Genomic DNA, 20,649 nt, shown 5'->3' with positions numbered 1-20,649 from the left:
GGACAAATTGAAGCAATGAAAGCGGAATTAGCGCCGCGCCACGGGGGCAAAGAGCAACATCATCCAGCCACCGATGAAGAACAGGCCGCCCAGCGGCGTAATTGGCCCGAGGAACCCGACCGCCAGACCGTGCACGTCGCGCAGCGCCAGCAGATAGAGCGAACCGGAAAAAAGAGCGATGCCCAGCACCCAACACCAGATGGCCCGGCGTAGCCATTGGCCCGAAAAAGCGGCGTGCTGGCCCAGGGCGATGGCTAGCGCTGCGGCCAGGACGTGGTAAAACTGGTAGCGCACGCCCGTGCCGAAGGTTTCCAACTGTGCGGGCTCCACCAGGCGTTCGAGTCCGTGGGCTCCAAAAGCCCCCAGGCCAACGGCCAGGGCACCTAATACGGCGATGAGGCGAAGTTCTCTGTGCATGGCGCGAAGGTAAGCCTTCGGGCGCGGCCCTGGGTCAGGCCCAAAGTCATTTTTCCGCCACCGCCACCCGCCAAGATGGTTTTTTGCCTTACCATTGTGGTAGGAAAACGGTGGCAGCACCCGCCCGACACCACCAACAAGTTTAAGATATCCACCAATGAAAGCATACGTTTTTCCCGGCCAGGGTGCCCAGTTCAGTGGGATGGGCCTCGATTTGTTCAACCTAAGCGCTGCGGCCAAGACCCTGTTTGAGCAGGCCGACGACGTGCTGGGCTATTCTCTTTCCCGGGTGATGTTTGAAGGGAGCGAGGAAGAGCTCCGCCAAACGAAAATTACCCAGCCGGCCATCTTCGTACACTCCGCCATCACTTACCTGGTGGCCGAGGGACTGGAGCCTCCCGCCGCAGTAGCCGGCCATAGTTTGGGGGAGTTTTCTGCCCTCGTCGCCGCCGGGGTCCTGGATTTTCCCGCCGCCCTGCGCCTGGTCGCCGAACGCGCCCTGGCGATGCAGGAAGCCACCGAGGCAGTGCCCGGCACGATGGCCGCCGTACTGGGGCTGGACGACGAAGTGATCGAACAGGCCTGCGCTTCGATCGACGAGGTGGTCGTCCCCGCTAACTACAACACGAACGGACAGCTGGTGATTTCCGGTAGCGTCAAGGGCGTCGAGAAAGCCAGCAAATTGCTCAACGATCTCGGTGCACGCCGTGTCTTGCCCCTTGCCGTTGGCGGCGCGTTCCACAGCCCGCTGATGCAACCGGCCCAGGATCGTCTCCGGGAGGCCATCGAGGCTACTTTCTTCCGTCCGGCCAGTTGCGATATCTACCAGAATACCGATGCCCAGCCCAGCGTAGACCCCGAGGTGATCCAGGCTAAGCTCATCGCCCAGCTTACCAGCCCCGTCCGCTGGACCCAAACGGTGCAGAACATGCACTCAGCAGGCCTGACGGAGTTCGTCGAAGTCGGTGGTAAAGGCGGTATCCTCTCCGGACTGATCAAGAAAGTGGACCGCTCGCTCAACGTGGCGCAACTCTAAACGTAGACGGTATAATTAATTGGGGTTAACCCGTACGCCCTTTAGAGAACTGCGTTCTGCCGCTTCGCGGTTTTTTTTACCACTAAGGCATTAAGGGCACTGAGTTGCACTAAGGAGTTGTTTGAGTTGGGCCTTACCCTGCTGATGATCCCGCGGGCGAAATCCCGCTACGGCTGCGGCCTGGCTAAGTAGACAGCCCAGCTCTAAACGATCACTTAAAAAGAATCGTAGGCCACGAGAAGTGGCTGGGTGGTTTCTACGTTGAGCAGTACCCAATCTTCTCCTCCGTTGATGAAGGCGGTGTATGCCTCCAGCGTGTTGCTCTGGCTCATTTCCCCCGTTTTCGGGTCCTGGCCCAGCGTCAGGCCGGTAAAGCGGGGGTAGATGCGCATTTCCTGGGCGTCCTTGTCCTCTTGCTTGAGGGTGATTACCGCAAAGGGCAGCAGATCACGGGCCTGGGTGATGGACGCCTCGTCCTGGTTTTCGTAGCGGTTGACGTAGAAGGATTCGTAGCGAACGAGAATGCTCTCGGCTACGCCCCGGGGGATTTCCCGCACCGGTTGGCCGGTTTCGTAGATGGGGCTGAGGCGGAAGTTTTTCCCCACCCGCTCCAGGCGAAAGCTTTTGTTGCGCTGTTTGGGGTAATCGATGCTGAGCAGTTCCACCGCGTCGGGGTCGGCCCGGAAGTAGACCTTGTCACGCCACTCATCGTCCCAGAGGTTGAAGCGGTGGCGCAGGTTACCCGTCCAGCCCGCCAAATGAACGATGTAGGGGTTTTCGCTGCCTTCGACGATGGCAAAGGTGCCGCGCTCGTCGTTGGTCGATCCGCCAATGTAGTAGCCCCGCACTTTGCGGTCGGCACGGTCGTAAAGCTGGACAAGGATACCGCTGGTGGCAAGGCTTTGGACCATATTGGGAATGGCCTTTTGGGTAGGCAGGGACTGCACCTCGATGGTTTGCACGGCGTGGAGCAGATTCTTCAGCACGTTTTCGTTGGCCGGCTTACCGTCCGCCAGCCAGCCGGTGACGCCCCCCCGGGTGAGGGTAACGCTGTGGCCAGCGCGGTCGGCCACGAAAATGCGGCCCAGGTCATCTACGTCGGCGTAGCCAAACTGCCGTTCTACGGCCCGGTCACCGACTTTCTCCGGCGTCTGGCCAGCCGAAACAATCCACCAGGCGCCGCCACCCAGCAATACTACGGCAATCAATAAATAAAGGGTACGGTTCATTTGGGGGGGGGATGGAGTAGTTGAGAAAAGCGATGGGCCGGTCTTTAGGCCGCTACCCGCGCGTAACGCCGCCGCCGCAGCCAGAAAAATACCACACCGAAAAGGGCAACCAGGGCCAGGGGGAAAACGATGTTGACCGTTCGCCACCAGGTAGCGTCGGCTCGGGCGCTTTCTTTATCGATCAGGCGGAGTTTTACTTCTTTACCCCGGGCACCGATGACCCCTTCGGGCTCCAGAAGGTACTCGATGGCGTTGAGGACGAAGGCCTTGTTGGCGTATTCAAATTTTTCCCAGCGGTTAAGGCCCAGTGGCAGGGGGGTGGTGCCGTTGGCAACTGGGTTGGAAAGGATGTCTCCGTCGGCCACCACTACCATGCGGTTGGGGGGCGACTGTGCCCGGAACTCCAGGCCATTCTGGCGCAGCACTGCTTCGTTGTCTTTACTCAAGCGGTTGGCGTAGGGACTGCTGAAGGTGCCCTCCAGCAGGTAAGCAAAAGGCAGGCCTCCTTCGTTGAAGCGCTCCAGGTCCAGGCTGTATTTCTGGGCGTCGAGGTCAATGGGGGCGGGCAGGCGCTTGCGGCGCGAGCGGTCGCTGGACTGCAAAAGCACCGTGGTTTGCACCGCGTCGCTCTCGTTGACGGATTCAATAACGGTGGGGAAGCGCAGATCCACCGGGTCCAGGTTTTTTACGATGGGGTGGTCACCCTGCGGGATGGCCATGACGTGATAGGGGAAGGGAACCATGGAGACCTGAGGACCGGCGGCACTTTGGCCAGTGACAATCCCGATGCGGGTACTGACCAGGTCGAGGCCCAGGACCGGACTCAGCCGGAATCCGTAGCGGAAGAAGAGGTCTTCCAGTCCCGTCTCCCGGGGCTGGGGGTAAAACTCGTTGCGGCCCTGGAGGGAGTCGTAGTCCATCCCCACCGCATCGATGGCCCACAAGACTTTGCCACCATTCATCACGTACTGATCGAGCTTAAAGGCGTCGAAATCCGAAAAGGGCAGGGTAGGCTTGGCCACCACCAGCAGTTCGATGTCTTGGGGGATGGTGGCAAAACTATCGAGATGGACAGGCCCGACTTCGTAGTCTTCGCGCAGGGAGATCACCAGGTCGGCAGTGTTCAGCGGGGGCAGTTCGCCGTGGCCGAGGGTGAAGCCGATGAGGCCTTTGTCGTTGTTGACCAGGCCTTTAATGGCGCGGCTGAAGTTGTATTCCAGCAGGGCTTCGGCCTTGTTGACGCGGCGCTCTTCACTGATGCCGGGCAGCTCCGTAGCCAGGAAACGGACCACCCGCACGCGCTGGCCGTAGTAGAGAATGGCGTAAGGGTAAACGGCGTTGGCCGACCGCTCGGAGGCGCTGGCGGCGGAGAAGACGGTAACGGGTAAGATGTCCAGATCCTCCTGCAACTGCCGCTGCCGATCCTGGATGGCTTCGGTATCGTTGCCCGCCAGGGGGTCGGCAAACTCCCACTCGATTTGGTCGGTGTGCCCGGAAAAGTCGATGAGCAGTTCTTCGACATTGTCCTTGAGCCGTTGGAAGTTTGCGGGCAGGTCGCCAGCGAGCAGGACGCGCACGAACAGTGGTTCTTCGAGGGCTGCGAGTTGCTCGGCCGTATGCTCGGTCAGGGTGTAGCGGCCATCTTCCGTCAGGTCGAGGGCACCGTAAAGTGGTTGCCCCCCGATGCGGGCATTGGCCAGGATGTTAATGATGACCAGAAGCGCCAAGGCCAGGGCGAACTGGATCAGGGACTGGTTACGATGTTTACGTTCTAGTTGCGGCATGGCTAATAAACCGCGAAGATAGGGCGCATTTGAGTAAGGAGACAAGGCAGGGCTGGCGAACAACCCGGGTCACCCGAGGGCCTCAATGGGAATGCGGGGCAAGGGCAGCAGCGCCATTGCCCCGCACTGCCATTTAGTTGGTCGTGATGCGGACGGAGGAGTTTTTCCCGAAGGGCTGGCCGGCGCGTTGCTGGTAAATTTCCAGGAAACGGGCGTGGGCAGCACTACTGGCTTTCTTTCCGTTGACGCTGAGGCGGTCTTGGTCGACGGCCACTTTTCGCACGTCTTCGTCGGGCAGGAGACCTTCTTTTTGGAGTTGGCCCATGATGTCGAGGATGTTGGGCGAAGCGCCGTCCCTGGCAGCGCGGCGCATTTCCTCCGTGGCGCGGTTTCTGGCCGCCAGCTCGCGGTCGCGCTCCGCCATTGCCCGGTCGCGTTCGGCTAGCTCGCGGTCCCGTACCGCCATATCACGCTTCATCTCGGCCTTGCGGCGTTCGAGTTGTTCGATCATGGTCTCCATTTCGCGGATTTTCTCTTCTTCGTCACCCTGGAGATTTTCGCGGTCACGCCGCAGGTCCTCTAGGTTGTACTCGCGTGGGTACGCCCCTTCCGGACGCATCTGGAAACGCAGGCCTTCCATCTGACCGTTGTTTACCATGCTATCGACGTTCCACTGCAAGTTTTCCAGGCCGCTGCCCTCAATGCGCAGTTGGAAGGTGCTGTCGAGGCCTCCGAAAGAGAAGATTTTTGCGAAGGACTCGCCGAATCTTTCGCCGAAATCTTCCATGCGTTGGCCGAAATCTTCCCAGTAATCTTCGCTGTCCTCGAAGGAGTATTCCCAGGATTCGCTGAGCCCCTCGAAGGAGCCTTCCAGTTCTTCGGAGGTGCGTTCAAAGACGCGGCCCATCTCTTCCATTTGCCGTTCGAATGCCTCGGAAGAAGCGGGGTCGTAGAAGTTGAAGGAGCGGCTGTAACCCTGCGCGGCGGGTTTTTTGCTGGCTTGCAGGAGCTCTTCGACGAGGCCCTGGTACTGGTCAAACTCCACCGGCGCGATGTCCTGTCCGTCAATCCGCAGGGCTTTGATGGCGCCATTTTCAACGGTCACTTCCGTCGATTTGCCATTGCGAAAGGTGCTCACCTGGTGGCGGCCACGGGGCAGGGTATCGGTCGTTATTGGGGCGCTGAACGCAGGTGCGAGGGTCGTTGCCCCCCCCAGCCCCCCGAAGGGTGGAGCAGCAAGGGAGGTCGGGGCCGTCTCCGGTTCGCTGGAGGAATCCGTTGGTGCTACTGCGGCAGTAGTGGCCAGGGCAAGGAGCGTTAAAAGAGGAAGGAGGAAGAGTCTGCTTTTCATTTGATAAGGGAGGTTTTGTTGATGGATGAAGCGCTGCACCCGGCCCAGCAGTCCGCCGGGTTTGCCCGTCAGCCCGACGGCCGTCTGGGGGTGTTGGCGCTGGGTCTCGAAGTAGAGGAGGGCCTGGGCGTAGGCCAACTGACCAGGCCCGTGGCGCAGGACGAGGTCGTCGCAGCAGTACTCCCGCTCTTCGCGGATGCGGGCACCGATCCACCAGACCACGGGGTGGTAATAGAACAGGACTTCCACGACGCACTGCAGCAGGTTCCACCAGTGGTCGTTGCGGCGCAGGTGGGCCAGTTCGTGGAGGATGATCGTTTCGGCCTGTTCGGGCGTGAGTTGATTGACCAGGGCGATGGGAAAGAGCAACATGGGCCGGAGGTGACCCACCAGGGCCGGACCGTCAATGTACTGGCTCAGGCCGATGCGGAATTTGCGCTGGCAGCCCAGGCGTTGCGCAAGGCGGAGGACCTTCGCCTGGAAGTCGGCGGGCACTGCTCCTTCCACCTTCCTTTGCATCCTGCGGACGCGCCCGAAGGAAAGCCCCAGCCGCACCGTGCCGATGACCAGGCCAAAAGCCCAAAAAACAACGGTCCAGAACAGCAATACGGTGGGATCCCAGGCGCTGCCCGGCGCAGCGTTGCTGAAGTTAAAAAGTGTCTCGCCCGGGGGCAGGGTAGGGCTGCCCGGCCCGGCCACGGCGGGGACGTAGACCCAGGAGAAGGTGAGCAAAGAGACGGCTAACTGCGCCAGCAAAGTTCCGTAGGCCAGTCCGTAGCGGACCTGCGCCCGCCGGCAGGCCCGCGAAGCCAGCCAGAGGACAGCCGCGAGTAAGAGGCCCTGCCAGAGGCTGTGCAGAATCGTCCAGCCAAGGGCTTCCACCCAGGCCGTGGGGAGCGGGAAATCAATCATTACTTGCCTCATTTTCCAGTTGCTTGATCAGTTGCTTGATGGCGGCGAGCTCTTCGGGGCTCGTTTGCCCTTCCCCCAGGGCCCGCAATACCAGGCTGCCCGCCGAGCCACCGAAAGTGGAATCCACGAAGCGCTGCAACAGGTTTTGCTGGGCCTTCTCCCGGGGCAGCTCCGCTGCGTAGACGTGGGTGCGGGTGCTGTCGTCGCGGCTCACCAGCCCCTTGCTCAGCATCAATTGCATCAGCTTGAGGGTGGTCGTATAGCCAATTTCGCGCTCGCTCTCCGCATTGAGCCGCTCATTGACGGCCCGGACCGTACTCGGCCCGTCCGACCAGAGTACTTGAAGAATGACTAGTTCGCCTTCGGTTGGTTGCATCATGGTCATCAATACTGGGTACGCCACTTGGAAAGCCACTGGGCTTCCTTGGCTACGAATCATTTCGTACAAAGGTATACGAAAAGATTCGTAGATGCAAGGGGTGGGGTGTTATTTAACGTTAATTGGGGGGGAGAAAGGATTTACAATTTACAATTCAGGATGTAGCATTGAAAATTGGACCCGAGTCAACTCCGCAAGCATAAGCGATTTACAATTTACAATTCAGGATGTAGTATTGAAAATTGGACCCGAGTCAACTCCGCAAGCATAAGCGATTTACAATTTACAATTCAGGATGTAGCATTGAAAATTGGACCCGAGTCAACTCCGCAAGCATAAGCGATTTACAATTTACAATTCAGGATGTAGCATTGAAAATTGGACCCGAGTCAACTCCACCCACAAGCCTCAGCCCTTACTCGACCACTGTTTTTTCTTCGCTACCCCCACCAGCTCGTGCACGAAGCGGAGTTTGGCGCGCACGGCGGGGAACAGCACGAAGGGGTACAAATCGGGCCGGCCCATGCCCCGATTGAGGCTATTGACGGCGAAAGTGATGGGAATGCAGGCGTCGATGATGCGGTCCATGTCGGGCTCCAGGTAGGGATCGAAATCTGCGACAGCGGTGAGGGTTTCCGGTTTCGGGAGTCGGGGCTGGGTGGAAAGCCCGAAGGCGTGGGCCGTTTCAAGGGTGTCGAGGAGGTGAAGGTAGTGGGCCCAGGTTTCGGCCCAGTCTTCCCAGGGGTGGGCCGAGGCGTACTTCGTGATGAAGTGTTGGTTCCAGTCGGGGGGTGGTCCTTGCTGATAGTGCTGTTTCAATGCGACGTCGTAGGCGGCCGTTTCATCGCCAAAAAGCTGCCGGAATGCCGCCAGTTGTTGATCGTCCCCGGCGATGAGCCGGTCCCAGTAATAATGCCCGACTTCGTGGCGAAAGTGGCCGATGAGGGTGCGGTATTTTTCGTGGACGGCCAGGCGGACGGACTCCCGGTGGGCGGGGTTGGCCTCGTGGGCGTTGAGGGTAATGAGGCCGTCCTGGTGGCCCATCATGACCGGTTCTGGCGCGGCCTCGGGGGAAAGGAAGTCGAAGGCCAGGCCCCGCTCCGGGTCGGCGCTCTTGCTGAGCAGCGGCAGGCCAAGGCGTTGGAGGGCGTAGACCAGATAGTGTTTAGCCACTTCCAAGGCGCGCCATTCTTCCAGGCTTTCCGGGTGCTGGGGGTCGGGGACGGTACGGTTGAGGTCGCAGGCTGCGCAAAATCCCGTCGGTGAATCGTTGGGGACCAGCCAGTTGCACACCGCGTGGGCGTGGTTGGCGCAGTAGCGGTGGGCGCGAAAGCCGTCTTGGGGAATGAGCCACACCTCACCAAAGGGGATGAGGGCCAACATCTCTGCGGTCGGCGGATAATACGCCAGCCAGCTGCCGCAGTTCTCGCAGGTCACGTTGTTGAAAAAAACGGGATGAGCGCAGTTAAGGCACTGAAAAAGCTTCATGGCAGGGCGTATTGAGAACCCAAACGTAGGCGAAAAGCCAATGTTTGGCCCCGTAAACTGTAAGCACCCGGCAAAACCGTAAGCGGATGAATCACGTAGTTGATTTTTTCACCACCTTTGTGTCATGATCACCCCGGCCCGTACCGCCATCTTGTTGTTCAGTCGCACGGCCGAAGCCGAGGCCCGGGCCAAGCGTTTCGGGTCGGACGATCCGGGCGGGCGGCAGCTTGCGGGCCAGCTGATTGCCCGCGCGGAGGCCACCGTTGCCGCCACGGGCCTGCCGGTGTTCCGCAGCGACGAAGCTACGCAGCAGGGAGATGGCTTCGGGGAGCGCCTGGCCAACGCGATGGCCAGCGTTTACGCCCTGGGCTATGATCGCCTCCTCGTGGTGGGTAACGACTGCCCTTCCCTTCGTCCGGCGCACCTGCGCTCGGCCGCCCAACGCCTGGAGCGGGGGCAAAACCTGCTGGGCCCCGACCGCCGCGGCGGCGTCTGGCTCATCGGCCTGCAACGGGAAGACTTCAACGCAGCTGCCTTCGCCGGCCTCCGTTGGGAAACCGAAGGCCTCTACGCTTCGCTGGCCGCCTACTGCCCGGAAGCTGCGCTGCTGCCGCGCCTGGCCGACATCAACCACCTGCAAGATCTCCGCACGGGGTGGCACTTTTTGCGCCGCGCCCTTGCTGCTTTGCTGGGTTTGCTCACGGAGCAAATGCCGGTATTCCCCGCGCCCACGCTGCGCCAGGCCTACGCCCGGAACGGACAATTAAGCGGCCGGGCACCGCCCACGGGGGAAGGCTGATTGGTACGTTTACCGCCTGCGCACCCGTAGGAAAGGTGGCTTAGGCTGAGGTCGGAAGACTGAAGTCTGCGCCATCGCACCTCCTCTGGGCAGTTTGCAGGGGTACCATTACCCGCTTTCCGGAGGCTCACTGTCCGCTGGCGGCTCTTTTTCCCATTTTTCAAGTTTACACTGATGTTACACTCACGTACGTGGGCCACTTTGCTTGGCCTGCTCTTTGCCGTTACTTTGACGGCCCAAAATCAATTTCCCATCTCGGGCCAGGTTACTGACGCCGACAGCGGCGAGCCGCTCGTTGGTGCTTCGGTTTTTGCGCGGGGTCGCAGCGCTGGAACGGTAACCGATGCGGAAGGCAAATTCACTTTTGCGGTCTCCTCAGCTGGCGAGACCATCGTTTTCAGCTACACGGGTTACGAGACCCAGGAACTTTATTTGGTCGGGGCCGCAGGTGCAGCGGACGTTGTAGTAGCGATGGAAGTCGGCACGGCGCTCTCCGAAGTAGTCGTCACCGCCCTGGGCCTCAAGCGCGACTACCGCGAGCTGGGCTACGCCGTCCAGCAGATTGGGGGTGAGGCGCTGACGGACGTCCAGGCGGTCAACTTTCTCGATAACCTGGCCGGCCAGGTTGCGGGCCTGCGGGTGACGACCGGCGCTACGGGCGTTGGTTCCACCAGCCAGATCGTCATCCGGGGGCAAACCAGCTTTGCCAACAACAACCCCTTATTCATCGTAGATGGCACGCCCATCAACAACAATACCATCATCAACGTCACCAACGAAGCGGCGGCGGGCTTTCAGGAGATCGACTTTGGCAACGGCGCCATGGAGGTCAATCCCGCCGATGTCGAATCCGTCAGCGTCCTCAAGGGCGCCTCGGCGGCGGCGCTGTACGGCACGCGCGCGGCCAACGGGGTGGTGGTGATCACGACCAAGTCCGGCGGCCGCAAGCCGGGCTTGGGGGTAAGTTTCAACAGCAGTTTCACCGTCGATAACCCCTTCCAGTTGCCCCGGTTCCAGAACGAATTCGGGCAGGGCCAGGGTGGGGCCTTCGCCTTCGTCGATGGCCTCGGCGCGGGGACGTCCGACAACATCACCTACAGCTACGGGCAGCGCCTGGATGTGGGCAACAGTGCACCGCAGTTTGACAGTCCGGTCACCCTCCCTGACGGTCGGGTGGTGCGGGGAGGTGACGTGGCGGTGCACGGCGGACGCCCGATTACGCCCACGCCGCTGGTCAGCCAGCCCGACAATGTGAAGGACTTCTTCCGTACGGGCACCACGGCAATCAATAACCTGGCCATCAGCGGCGGTGGGGAGTTTGGCGACTTCCGCCTTTCGGCTACTGACCTGCGTTCAGCCAGTTACATCCCCGGCGTCAACCTGGACCGCAAGACCCTCTTCGGCAAGTTCAGCTTCCGGCCCACGGATAAGCTGACCGTCAATGCGAACCTCAGCTACGTCAACAGCCAATCCGACAACCGTCCCGGTGCGGGCTACGGCTCCGAAAACATTGGCTACAGCCTCTTTGCCTGGTACCCCCGGCAGGCCAATACCGAATCCCTGCGCAACTACTGGCAGCCCGGATTGGAGGGTACGCAGCAGTACAGCTTCAACTATACTTTTTTCGATAACCCCTTCTTTACGCTGCTGGAAAACCGCAACCCCTTCAACCGCGACCGCCTCTTCGGCAACCTCTCGGCCTCCTACGAATTCAGCCCTACCCTGCGGGCAACGGTGCGTTCGGGGATGGACTACAGCAACGAGCAGCGCCGCTTTCTGCGCAACTTCAGTTCCAACCGTTTTGTCCAGGGCGGCTACGCCGAAAATGACGTCTTTTACCGGGAAATCAACACGGATGTTCTGCTCGACTACCGTCCGCAGCTCAGCGGCAATTTCAGCCTCAACCTGCTGGCCGGTGCCAACCGCCTGGACCAGGAAGCCCGCAATACCCAACGGCAGGCCCTGACCCTGGCCCAGCCGGGCATCTTCCGCCTCAGCAACGCGGCCAGCCCCGTCGAGATCTTCGACCAGGTGGCCCGTAAGCGCATCAACAGCGTGTACGCCCTGGCCAAGATCGGCTTTAAAAACTTCCTTTACCTTGACGTTACCGGCCGCAACGACTGGTCTTCGGCCCTGGCCACCCCGACCAATGCCGACAACACCAGCTTCTTCTATCCATCGGTCAGCCTGAGCTTTTTGGCCGACCGCGCGTTCGATCTGCCCCAGGCCATCAGCTTCCTGCAGCTGCGGGCCAACTGGGCGCAGGTGGGCAACGACACCGACCCCTACCGCACCAGTTCGACCTTCGTGGCCCGGACGCCCTTCGGCGGGCAGCCTACGTTTAGCGAGCAGGCCGTCCTGGCCGCCGCCAACCTCCTGCCCGAGCAAACGACAAGCACGGAAGTGGGCGTGGACGTTCGCCTGGCCGACGACCGCATTGGCCTGGACCTGACCTACTTTACCCAGCAAACTGAGAATCAGATCTTGAGTCTGCCCGTCCCCCTGTCTTCCGGCTACCGCGAGCAGATCATCAACGGCGGTTCGGTGAGTGCCAACGGTTTGGAGGCCATTCTGAGCTTACGGCCGGTGTGGACCGACAAATTCAAGTGGCAAAGCCGTTTCAACTTCAGCACGACGCGGGCGCGGGTGGATGCGCTGCCGGAGGGGACGGAGCGCTTCACGCTGGCCTTCAGCCGGGTCTACAACTCCGTTGACCAGACCGTCTTCTTCATCGTTGAGCCGGGCGGAGAGATTGGTGACATCTGGGGAACGGGCTACCTGAAAAACGAGGCTGGCGAGTTTGTCCTGACCGCCGCCGGCAACTACATCGCCGACAACACCCTGCGCAAACTGGGCAACGCCAACCCGGATTTCATGCTGGGTTTCCAGAACAACTTCCGTTTCGGCAACTTCGACCTGGGTCTGCTCCTGGACTGGCGGCAGGGCGGCGAGGTCGTCAGCCGCACCCTGGCCCTGGCGGCAGTGGGTGGACAGCTGGAAGAAACGGCCAACCGGCCCGAGACCGGCATCATCGCCCAGGGGGTACAGAACACGGGCAGCAGTGAAAACCCGGTGTACGTGCCCAACACGGTGGCCATCTCCGCCGAGAGCTACTACCGCAGCTTCTACGACCGCAACCACGAGGAGAACAACATTTACGACGCCAGCTTCCTCAAGATCCGGGAGGTTTCCCTGACCTACCGCCTGGGACGCGAGCAGTTGAGCGATACTTTCCTGAGCAGCCTGGGCAGCCTCAGCATCAGCGTGATCGGGCGTAACCTGTACGCTTTTACGAAGATCCCGCACTTTGACCCCGAGCAATTTGCCATCCAGGGCCAGAACCTGGTAGGGGGCGTGGAAGACATCTCTTATCCCACCGCCCGAAGCTTCGGGATTAACCTGGGGGTGGAGTTTTAGTCGTCCATTCTCCTTGTCCCTTCTCCCCCCTTCGGGGGGGCGGGGGGGAGCACCTGCGGCCGCGCCCTAAACGCTGTCCGCACCAAAATAAAAACTAACATGAAATATAGCATCGGACTCTTGTCCATTATCCTCCTTTTCAGCGCCTGTACCAAGGATTTTGAGGCGATCAACACCAACGAAAACGCGCCGAGCGAAGTGCAGCCCGAGTTGCTGCTCCGGCAGGTCCTCTACGGCTACGGCGACGCGATGAGCTACGAAGGATTCGTGGCGGGCAACCTGCTCAGCCAGCACTTTGCCATGATCGACTTCAACCTCTTCGACCGCCACGCGCTCAGCTCGCCGCAGGAAGGCGGGAACCCGTGGGACGTGCTCTACGTCAACCTGCGCGACAACGAAACCATCCTGCAACTGAGCCGGGAAAACCTGGCGCGGGCCGTGTACGAAGGTCCTGCGTTGGTGATGAAAAGCTACCTGGCCATGACCCTGACCGATATGTTTGGTGACGTGCCCTACTTCGAGGCTTTCCAGGGCCGGACGGGCACCGTCACCCCGAAATACGACGGCCAGCGCGACATTTACCTCAACGAAGGGGGCATCCTGGACAACCTCGAAAAAGCGGTGGTGGCAATGGAAAACTACCAGGGTGCGCAGCAACTGCGGGGCGACATCGTCTTTGAGGGCGATTTGAGCCGGTGGATCCGCTTTGCGAACAGCCTGCGCATCAAAGCACTGCTGCGGATTTCGGACCGCGAAGACGTCGCCAGCCAAATTAACGCGCTCTACAGCGCCGGAAATTACCTGCAAAGCAACGCCGACAACGCCACCTTCGACTTCGCCGCCGGGCCGCCCAACAGCTTTGCCTTTGCAACGGCGCGGGTGGGAATTTTCAACGTCTTTTTGATGAGCAAGACGGCCGAGGAAATTTTGCTGCCCCTCAACGATCCGCGTACGGGCGTGATTTACCGGCCAAGTACGGCCAACGGGGAATTCCGGGGCATCGTCAACGGCATCAACGCCGCCAGCAGTATCGTGCCCGACAACTTCGCCCGCCCGGGCCGCGTCTGGCGCGAAAACACGGGTGCGCTGGATTTCAACTTCCTGACCGCTTGGGAAACCAACTTCCTGCTGGCCGAAGCCGCCCTGAAAGGCTACATCGACGCCGACGCGGGCGCGCTTTACGACCTGGCCGTCAGCCAGGCCTTCGCGTACTGGCAAACGGAGCTGCCTGCCGACTACCTGACGACCGGCCCCGCCGCCTGGAACCCCGCCAATGGCCTGGAGCTGATTATTACCCAGAAGTGGATTGCCAGCATCGGCAACGCCTACGAAGGCTGGGCGGAATGGCGACGCACGGGCATCCCCGCTAACCTCCGGCCCGCCGAGGCCAGCCTCAACAACGGCCTCTTCCCCGTGCGGATGCCGTACCCCAGCAATGAACAGGCGCTCAATTTCGAGAATTACCGCGCGGCGGCTACGGCTACGGAGGATAATTCGATTAATGTGCCGGTTTGGTGGGATGTGGAGTGAGGGCTTGCCCGACGCGTTTCCAAAGGAGGGGGAAAGCGAGTAGTTTTACCTCTCCCCCGACCCCTCTCCACAGGAGAGGGGAGAAAGCGAGTAGTTTTCTTTTTACGATAGGTGAAGGTTGGAAGCGAGTAGTTTTCTCTCTCCAATCAGTCCCTATAGGCGCTGCGATTTACACCTCCGATGAGCCCCCGCGCTGACTAAGGTCAGGTGCGGGGTACACATCGGAGGAGAAATCGCGCTTGACTAAGGTCAGGTGCGGGGTACACATCGGAGGAGAAATCGCGGTCTTGGTTTCATCGAATAATAATGTAATAGTTTGTCTTTAACATCCTTTTCGCTACTTCAGTGGGTCTTGGTAATCGGCAGCAGCCTGGCGCTGTTTGCAGTGGCCCCGCTGGCGCGCACGGCCGGAGAATTCTTCGGTGGTGCGCGGCGCGACCGGGTGCCTTCGTTGCTGGCGCTGACCAGTTCGTTGGTGATTTCCTGGTTGTTTGCCAAGTCCATCACGAATGCGGCGAACCTGGGCCTGAGCTTTGGGCTGGTGGGGGGAGTGGCGTACGCGGCCTACTACTTCAGCTTTGCCGTGGCGGGCTGGGTAATTTACCGGTTGCGGACGGTGGGGGGCTTTCCCTCGATCCACGCGTATCTGGTGACGCGTTTTGGTCGGGGTGCGGTGGCCTTGTTTACCTTGCTCGTTTCCCTGCGGCTGTTTAATGAGGTGTGGTCGAACACCATGGTGATTGGCAGCTACTTCGGGGCGGTGGGGGAGATGCCCTACTACCTGGCTATCCTGGTCTTTACGGTGCTTACCCTGGCGTATAGTCTGAAAGGCGGGATGTCTTCTTCCATCCTGACGGACGTCATCCAGATGGTGCTTTTCGGCTTGTTGCTGGCGGTCATTCTGCTGGCCATTTTTCCGCGGGTGGACTACGAGGTTGGTCCGCTGCTCCGATCTGGAACGTGGACGCTGGCGACGGGCGTTGACCTTTTCCTGGTGGCCACCCTGCAAAGCCTGAGTTACCCTTTTCACGATCCGGTGCTGACCGACCGGGGCTTCCTGAGTGATCCCAAGACCAGTCTGCGGGCCTTTCTGTGGGCTACGCCGGTTGGTTTTATCTGCATTGTGCTCTTCAGCGTGGTGGGGATTTACGGTGGGTTGGCGGGCGTGGATGGTCAGGCCCCCGTGGAGGTAGCCAAGCTCTTGGGTGGTCCTATCCTGCTGGTGATGAACTTCATCATGATCACTTCGGCGGCCAGTACGCTGGATTCGACCTTCTCGAGCTTTGCGAAGCTGGCGGTGGTCGATTTGGGCGTAGCGGGCAAAGAAAAATTGGTCAGTACCGGCCGCCTGGCCATGATTGGCATTACGGTGTTGGGGACCATCCCTGTGTTCCTTAATCCCACCATTCTGGCGGCCACGACGGTTTCCGGGGCGATGGTGGCGGGGCTGGCGCCGGTATTTTGTCTCTGGTGGGTGAAGGCCCCTCCGCTGAGTTTTTACCTTTCCGTGGGCTTTGGCCTGCTCTGTGGCCTGGTGCTGGTGCTGGGCTGGTGGCCTGCGAGCTGGGGTATCGGTACGGGTACTTACCAGGATTTACTGGGGGTGACCGTGGTCGAAATCTTTGGCTGCTTTGGCTTGTTTCTTCTGGGTCGGCAATTTGCACCGCCGCTGGCCGTTCAACCCCTCCAAACCAAACCATGAAAGCAAACGAACCTTTAGCATGGTCAGAATTCCTCCGCGTCGACATGCGCGTGGGGACGGTACTGGCCGCGGAGCCCTTCCCTGAGGCCCGCAATCCGGCTTACCTGTTGTGGATCGACTTCGGGGCAGAGCTCGGGGAGCGCAAAACTTCGGCGCAGATTACCGACCGCTACACGCCCGAAGAGTTGGTGGGCCGGCAGGTCGTTGCCGTCGTCAACTTCCCCCCGAAACAAATTGCGAAGCACCGCAGCGAGTGCCTCCTGCTGGGCGGGGTGGAAGGCAAGGTCGTCACTTTACTGCGCCCGGATTTCCCGGTCGCCAACGGAACAAGCATCGGCTGATGGAAGGCATGAAGACTAAAGAACTGGGCACCTTGCGCGGACCCGTGCTGGTTTTTGGCGGCGCGTACTCCAACTTGCAGGCCCTGACGGCGGTGCAGGCGGAAGCGGCGCGGCTGGGCATTCCGGCCGGCAACGTCATTTGCACGGGCGATACCCCGGGCTACTGTGCGGAGCCGGAAGAATGCCTCGACCTGCTCGAAACCTGGGGCTGCCACGCCATTGCGGGCAACGTGGAGACCAACCTGGTGAATGAGACCGACGACTGCGGATGCGGCTTTGGCGACGGCTCGCGCTGCGATATGTTTGCCAGGCTGTGGTACAACTTCGCCAGTCGCCACGTCAGCGCGCGCAACCTCGAATTCATGGCTACGTTGCCGGATGTGTTGCGTTTCACCTACGCGGGCCGCAGCGTGGTGGTGCTGCACGGTTCGCCGCGCAACCAGTCGGAATTTGTTTGGCGGAGCACCCCGGCGGAGGAGAAGATCGATTTTTGCGCGGCCGCAGGTGCCGAGGTGGTCCTGGCGGGGCACTGTGGTCTCCCCTTTGCGCACGTCCTGGCGGAAGCGGAAGACGTTGCCGGGGGACAAAGTCCGAGCAGTGGCGAATCCCGGCTCTGGCTCAACGCCGGCGTCATCGGCATGCCCGCCAACGACGGTACGCCCCGGACCTGGTACCTCGTCCTGGACGATACAGCGGGCTTCGACTACGCTTTCCATCCATTGGACTACGACCACACCACCGCCAAAGCCCGGATGCTCGACGATCGGCGCCTCCCCGTCTCCTACGCCGCAACGCTGACAACGGGCATCTGGGACAATACCGAAATCATGCCCCCGGCGGAAGAAAAACGCGAAGGCATTGCCCTCGATCCCCTGCAGATTAAAGCGGAGGCTGGCCCGACTTCCCCCGCAGCTTCCCCCTTCGGGGATCCGTCCCTTGCTGCTCCCCCCTTCGGGGGGGTGGGGGGGACAACTTCCACTGCACCTGCGTCCAGCGCCCAAAACGGCACGAACGGCAAAGCTGCTCTACCCCTTAATTCGTTAAAAAATTCCACCATGGATAACCAATATTCGGACCCTAAAGACCTGCGCACCTTCGGCAAGATCGTGGAGTGGCAAGAGGAAATGGGCAATAAATTTTTCGACTGGTACGCCGGCGTCACCGAAGGCGATACGGCGCTGAGTGCGCGGGAAAAAGCCCTGATCGCACTGGCCGTGAGCCACGCCATCCAGTGTTCGTACTGCATCGACGCATATACCACCAATTCGCTCCAGGCCGGTGCCGACGAAGAGCAAATGATGGAAGCCGTGCACGTGGCCGCCGCCGTAAAAGCAGGAACGACGCTGATTTATGCGCGGCAGATGCAGCGGCAGGTAAGCAAGGTTACGATGTAATTTACAATTTACCATTCAGGATTTACCATTTAATATTTGCCCGCAGAGCATTTTAATTTAACATGTTTGATTCAATATTAAACATTCAACATTTGCCCGCAGGACAGGCTACCGCACGTTATCGCGAGCAAAATATCAAATTATAAATCCTGACTAAGTAATCGCCTCGTAGCTAATTGTAAATCTCCAATCCTACATTTTGACCACGCAGTAGCAGCGTAGCTAATTATAAATTGTAAATCCCCATGTCAATTAAACAAAAAACAAAATCCCTTTCCGCTAAGGGTTCTCAGCTCAGCAATACCTTTGTCCAGCTCAATGTGCTGAACGGCAAAGATATTTCGGATGCCAAATTTCCACGGTTCAGCGAACGGTTGGCCAGCCAGGGACACCGGCCATTTAAGCCAACGGAAATTGAAATTTTCCAGCTGAATATCGGCAAACTCTGCAACCAGACTTGTGCGCACTGCCACGTGGATGCGGGTCCGGATAAAAAGGAAGAAAACATGAGCCGGGCCGATCTGGAACAGTGCCTGCTGATGATTGCCGCCATGCCGAGTGTGAAAACCATCGACATTACCGGTGGTGCGCCGGAGATGAACCCGCACTTCCGCTGGTTCGTCGAGCAGTGTACGGCCATGGGCAAGCGCGTCATTGACCGTTGTAACCTGACCATCATCATGGCCAATCCTAAATACCGGGACTTGCCCGAATTTCTGGCTAAGCACCGCGTGCAGGTGGTGTCCAGTTTGCCCTATTTCTCGAAGGCCCGCACGGACAACCAGCGCGGCGACGGCGTTTTTGAAGACTCCATTAAAGCCTTGCAATTGCTGAATGCGGTGGGTTACGGTAAGCCGGGCACTGGCCTGGTACTTGATCTGGTATTTAATCCTTCCGGCGCATACCTCCCCGGGGCCCAGGCGACGCTGGAGGCCGAATTCAAGCGGCAACTGGACCGCAAATACGGCATCGTTTTTAACCAGCTTTACGCCATTACGAACCTGCCGGTTTCGCGCTTCCTGGATTACCTGCTGGAAAGTGGCAATTACGAAGAGTATATGCAAAAGCTGGTGGATGCTTACAACCCCGCCACGGTGGAGAGTTTGATGTGCCGCAATACCATTTCCGTCAGCTGGGATGGTTACCTCTACGACTGCGATTTCAACCAGATGCTCGACCTCAAGGTAGCCGCCAAGGGGCAGCACATCACCGATTTTAATCCCGAGGAATTGCTGAACCGCAACATTGTTTTGAACCAGCACTGTTACGGTTGTACGGCGGGTGCGGGGAGTTCTTGTGGTGGGGTGGTGGCGTAGGTGCTGGCGCTGGTTTTTTTTCGTTTTTTTAGGAAAGTTTTTTTATTCGCGGATGATACCCCTCCCCCGTCCCCTCCCCATGGGAGCTACTCTCCCTACACAAGTTTTGGGGCAAAAATCATTAGAAATTAGGGTGATATTTGACTGTAGATCAATTTAAACCCTTCGAGTCGTTGCTTGAAAATCTTTAGCCCGCTAAGCAATGTGATCACGCCTGGGGGTCTCACGTTGATGTTTCTTGGTGTCCAGCCTCCTAGTCGGGCGATAATCCATACAGCCCAAGCAATACTATTGGTAGGGTTCTGGTTGGCCTGGCTAGCCGTACGTCCTTCCAGTTTAGGGAGCAATGCTTTTAGCAAGAGGAGTTCTACATTATCAAAGACGAGCCTGGCACTATCTGAAACGGTTAGTGTTCGACCTTGTCGCAACGCCAGCACCTTGATTGCCTCCCCGTAAACCAAGTAGATTAGTCGTTTGAGTGCCATTCCACTACTAAATTGACTTTTCTCCAGCTCGAACCCCTGACTTTTAGTGAGGCGAAAGAAGTCCTCTATCCACCAACGCTTGACGTACCACTCGACAGCTTGAAGTGCCTGCACCAAGTTTGTTACCTCATGAGTAGTGTACAGATACCAGTGGAGAGGTTCTTCCCCTTCGGCCCTTTCCCCCGCTTCTATCTCTTTGACTTCTATGGCCTGTATGGAAATTGTAGCTGGATGATCTTTTTTCAGCCGATGTAAACTAGAAGGACAAACAACTTCTACAGTTGACCACCTGATGGTCATCTGGGCGGTGCGGTCGCACCGTTTTTTATTGCCCTTGATTTCCAACTCGTACTCCCCTTGCCAGGGCTGGTCGTCCAGATAGGCATGAAGCAACTGTCCATTGGCTAATTTACGGTTTTGTGCACTTCTGATCAACAACTTAACCCGGCTATCAAAGGGGTGGGCGAAGAGCTCATACATATCGGCTTCCCGGTCAGCAATGGCTGTAAAGTTTTTCACCTTTGGCATCTTGGCCACACTATCCTCTATTGACTTGATCCAACGGTAAGAATGCTTTTCGGTGATGGGCTGCTTGGTATAACCCCTGTTTGCTTTCAGTTCCCGATCCTCTGGCAACTGGTAGATTGCTAAGTCGGTAATCCCAAACGGAATCCCCGTTGCCTCATCGAAGCCCAAGGTCGGATGCACGAACAGACCCAGCGAACGGTTATCCCCCAGAACGCCAATATCGGCATCATCCGCCGAAAACCGCCCTCGGTGTGCCTCGAAGTTGTACTGCGTGGTGTCTTGAACCAACACGACATGATCCAAGTCTTGCAAGTGACAAGGTGCTGAGAGTAACTCTCCCAAGTCTTCCAGCGTGACATTTTCATTGTTCATAAACCGTTCTGTGGCTACTTGCTCGGCCTTGTTCGAGCCGAAGCGGTTTACAACGCATGTCAGGCTCAGACGGATCAGCGAGCTGATCTTGTCAAATCTTTTTTTAAACGAATCTCCATGAGGTAAATATGCGATGTTTTAACGAATAAACTTGTGTAGGGAGAGTAGC

Annotated in this window: 15 protein-coding genes; 8 read left to right on the top strand and 7 right to left on the bottom strand. The window is 59.0% G+C overall.

What is annotated here, in order from left to right:
• Positions 1-27: 27 nt before the first annotated feature.
• Entirely contained in the window at positions 28-417 is a 390-nt protein-coding gene (locus H9S92_RS04525) for a DUF423 domain-containing protein (RefSeq protein WP_187465526.1), read from the bottom strand.
• 157 nt (positions 418-574) lie between these two features.
• Between H9S92_RS04525 and fabD the strand changes: the two genes are divergently transcribed.
• Positions 575-1,453, top strand: a complete 879-nt coding sequence (gene fabD / locus H9S92_RS04520) for an ACP S-malonyltransferase (RefSeq protein WP_187465525.1) — start codon at positions 575-577, stop codon at positions 1,451-1,453.
• A 215-nt stretch (positions 1,454-1,668) separates the two neighbouring features.
• Here fabD and H9S92_RS04515 read toward each other — a convergent pair whose 3' ends face one another.
• The 5 genes from H9S92_RS04515 to H9S92_RS04495 all read right to left on the bottom strand — a co-directional run bounded on the left by H9S92_RS04515 (position 1,669) and on the right by H9S92_RS04495 (position 8,596).
• Positions 1,669-2,682, bottom strand: a complete 1,014-nt coding sequence (locus H9S92_RS04515; RefSeq protein WP_187465524.1) for a hypothetical protein — start codon at positions 2,680-2,682, stop codon at positions 1,669-1,671.
• Between the two features lie 44 nt (positions 2,683-2,726).
• Positions 2,727-4,466: a gliding motility-associated ABC transporter substrate-binding protein GldG gene (gldG, locus tag H9S92_RS04510; protein ID WP_187465523.1), complete on the bottom strand. Its 1,740-nt coding sequence runs from the start codon at positions 4,464-4,466 to the stop codon at positions 2,727-2,729.
• A 133-nt stretch (positions 4,467-4,599) separates the two neighbouring features.
• The gene (locus tag H9S92_RS04505; protein ID WP_187465522.1) at positions 4,600-6,729 is read right to left on the bottom strand and encodes a M56 family metallopeptidase; all 2,130 of its coding nucleotides are present in this window, start codon (positions 6,727-6,729) and stop codon (positions 4,600-4,602) included.
• Entirely contained in the window at positions 6,722-7,108 is a 387-nt protein-coding gene (locus H9S92_RS04500; RefSeq protein WP_246463653.1) for a BlaI/MecI/CopY family transcriptional regulator, read from the bottom strand. The genes H9S92_RS04505 and H9S92_RS04500 overlap by 8 nt, the downstream gene beginning before the upstream one ends.
• A gap of 408 nt (positions 7,109-7,516) precedes the next feature.
• Positions 7,517-8,596 carry a zinc-binding metallopeptidase family protein gene (locus H9S92_RS04495; RefSeq protein ID WP_187465521.1) on the bottom strand — a complete coding sequence of 360 codons (1,080 nt, stop codon included), beginning with the start codon at positions 8,594-8,596 and terminating at the stop codon, positions 7,517-7,519.
• A 124-nt stretch (positions 8,597-8,720) separates the two neighbouring features.
• Between H9S92_RS04495 and H9S92_RS04490 the strand changes: the two genes are divergently transcribed.
• The 7 genes from H9S92_RS04490 to arsS all read left to right on the top strand — a co-directional run bounded on the left by H9S92_RS04490 (position 8,721) and on the right by arsS (position 19,095).
• On the top strand, positions 8,721-9,395 hold the full coding sequence (locus H9S92_RS04490) for a TIGR04282 family arsenosugar biosynthesis glycosyltransferase (RefSeq protein ID WP_187465520.1): 675 nt from the start codon (positions 8,721-8,723) through the stop codon (positions 9,393-9,395).
• Positions 9,396-9,569: 174 nt separating this feature from the next.
• Positions 9,570-12,812, top strand: a complete 3,243-nt coding sequence (locus H9S92_RS04485; protein ID WP_187465519.1) for a SusC/RagA family TonB-linked outer membrane protein — start codon at positions 9,570-9,572, stop codon at positions 12,810-12,812.
• A 99-nt stretch (positions 12,813-12,911) separates the two neighbouring features.
• The gene (locus H9S92_RS04480; protein WP_187465518.1) at positions 12,912-14,342 is read left to right on the top strand and encodes a SusD/RagB family nutrient-binding outer membrane lipoprotein; all 1,431 of its coding nucleotides are present in this window, start codon (positions 12,912-12,914) and stop codon (positions 14,340-14,342) included.
• Positions 14,343-14,658: 316 nt separating this feature from the next.
• Entirely contained in the window at positions 14,659-16,044 is a 1,386-nt protein-coding gene (locus tag H9S92_RS04475; protein WP_187465517.1) for a sodium:solute symporter family transporter, read from the top strand.
• Positions 16,041-16,385: a tRNA-binding protein gene (locus H9S92_RS04470; protein ID WP_187465516.1), complete on the top strand. Its 345-nt coding sequence runs from the start codon at positions 16,041-16,043 to the stop codon at positions 16,383-16,385. The genes H9S92_RS04475 and H9S92_RS04470 overlap by 4 nt, the downstream gene beginning before the upstream one ends.
• Before the next feature lie 1,055 nt (positions 16,386-17,440).
• Positions 17,441-17,779 (top strand): arsenosugar biosynthesis-associated peroxidase-like protein, encoded by a 339-nt coding sequence (locus H9S92_RS22785; RefSeq protein ID WP_187465679.1) that lies wholly within the window; start codon positions 17,441-17,443, stop codon positions 17,777-17,779.
• A 245-nt stretch (positions 17,780-18,024) separates the two neighbouring features.
• A complete protein-coding gene (gene arsS, locus H9S92_RS04455) occupies positions 18,025-19,095 on the top strand; it encodes an arsenosugar biosynthesis radical SAM (seleno)protein ArsS (protein WP_187465515.1) in 1,071 nt (356 codons plus the stop codon).
• Between the two features lie 128 nt (positions 19,096-19,223).
• On the opposite strand, the gene H9S92_RS04450 is transcribed toward arsS, so the two are convergent.
• Entirely contained in the window at positions 19,224-20,480 is a 1,257-nt protein-coding gene (locus H9S92_RS04450) for an IS4 family transposase (RefSeq protein ID WP_187465081.1), read from the bottom strand.
• Between the last annotated feature and the right edge of the window lie 169 nt (positions 20,481-20,649).

Source organism: Neolewinella lacunae (assembly GCF_014349155.1).
Lineage (GTDB): Bacteria > Bacteroidota > Bacteroidia > Chitinophagales > Saprospiraceae > Neolewinella > Neolewinella lacunae.
This window is presented reverse-complemented; position numbering and strand designations above follow the sequence as displayed.

Excerpts from the sequence above, each read along its gene's own strand:
- H9S92_RS04525 (WP_187465526.1), bottom strand. The coding sequence starts at position 417 with ATGCACAGAGAACTTCGCCTCATCGCCGTATTAGGTGCCCTGGCCGTT.
- fabD (WP_187465525.1), top strand. The coding sequence starts at position 575 with ATGAAAGCATACGTTTTTCCCGGCCAGGGTGCCCAGTTCAGTGGGATG.
- H9S92_RS04515 (WP_187465524.1), bottom strand. The coding sequence starts at position 2,682 with ATGAACCGTACCCTTTATTTATTGATTGCCGTAGTATTGCTGGGTGGC.
- gldG (WP_187465523.1), bottom strand. The coding sequence starts at position 4,466 with ATGCCGCAACTAGAACGTAAACATCGTAACCAGTCCCTGATCCAGTTC.
- H9S92_RS04505 (WP_187465522.1), bottom strand. The coding sequence starts at position 6,729 with ATGATTGATTTCCCGCTCCCCACGGCCTGGGTGGAAGCCCTTGGCTGG.
- H9S92_RS04500 (WP_246463653.1), bottom strand. The coding sequence starts at position 7,108 with ATGATGCAACCAACCGAAGGCGAACTAGTCATTCTTCAAGTACTCTGG.
- H9S92_RS04495 (WP_187465521.1), bottom strand. The coding sequence starts at position 8,596 with ATGAAGCTTTTTCAGTGCCTTAACTGCGCTCATCCCGTTTTTTTCAAC.
- H9S92_RS04490 (WP_187465520.1), top strand. The coding sequence starts at position 8,721 with ATGATCACCCCGGCCCGTACCGCCATCTTGTTGTTCAGTCGCACGGCC.
- H9S92_RS04485 (WP_187465519.1), top strand. The coding sequence starts at position 9,570 with ATGTTACACTCACGTACGTGGGCCACTTTGCTTGGCCTGCTCTTTGCC.
- H9S92_RS04480 (WP_187465518.1), top strand. The coding sequence starts at position 12,912 with ATGAAATATAGCATCGGACTCTTGTCCATTATCCTCCTTTTCAGCGCC.
- H9S92_RS04470 (WP_187465516.1), top strand. The coding sequence starts at position 16,041 with ATGAAAGCAAACGAACCTTTAGCATGGTCAGAATTCCTCCGCGTCGAC.
- H9S92_RS22785 (WP_187465679.1), top strand. The coding sequence starts at position 17,441 with ATGGATAACCAATATTCGGACCCTAAAGACCTGCGCACCTTCGGCAAG.
- arsS (WP_187465515.1), top strand. The coding sequence starts at position 18,025 with ATGTCAATTAAACAAAAAACAAAATCCCTTTCCGCTAAGGGTTCTCAG.
- H9S92_RS04450 (WP_187465081.1), bottom strand. The coding sequence starts at position 20,480 with ATGAACAATGAAAATGTCACGCTGGAAGACTTGGGAGAGTTACTCTCA.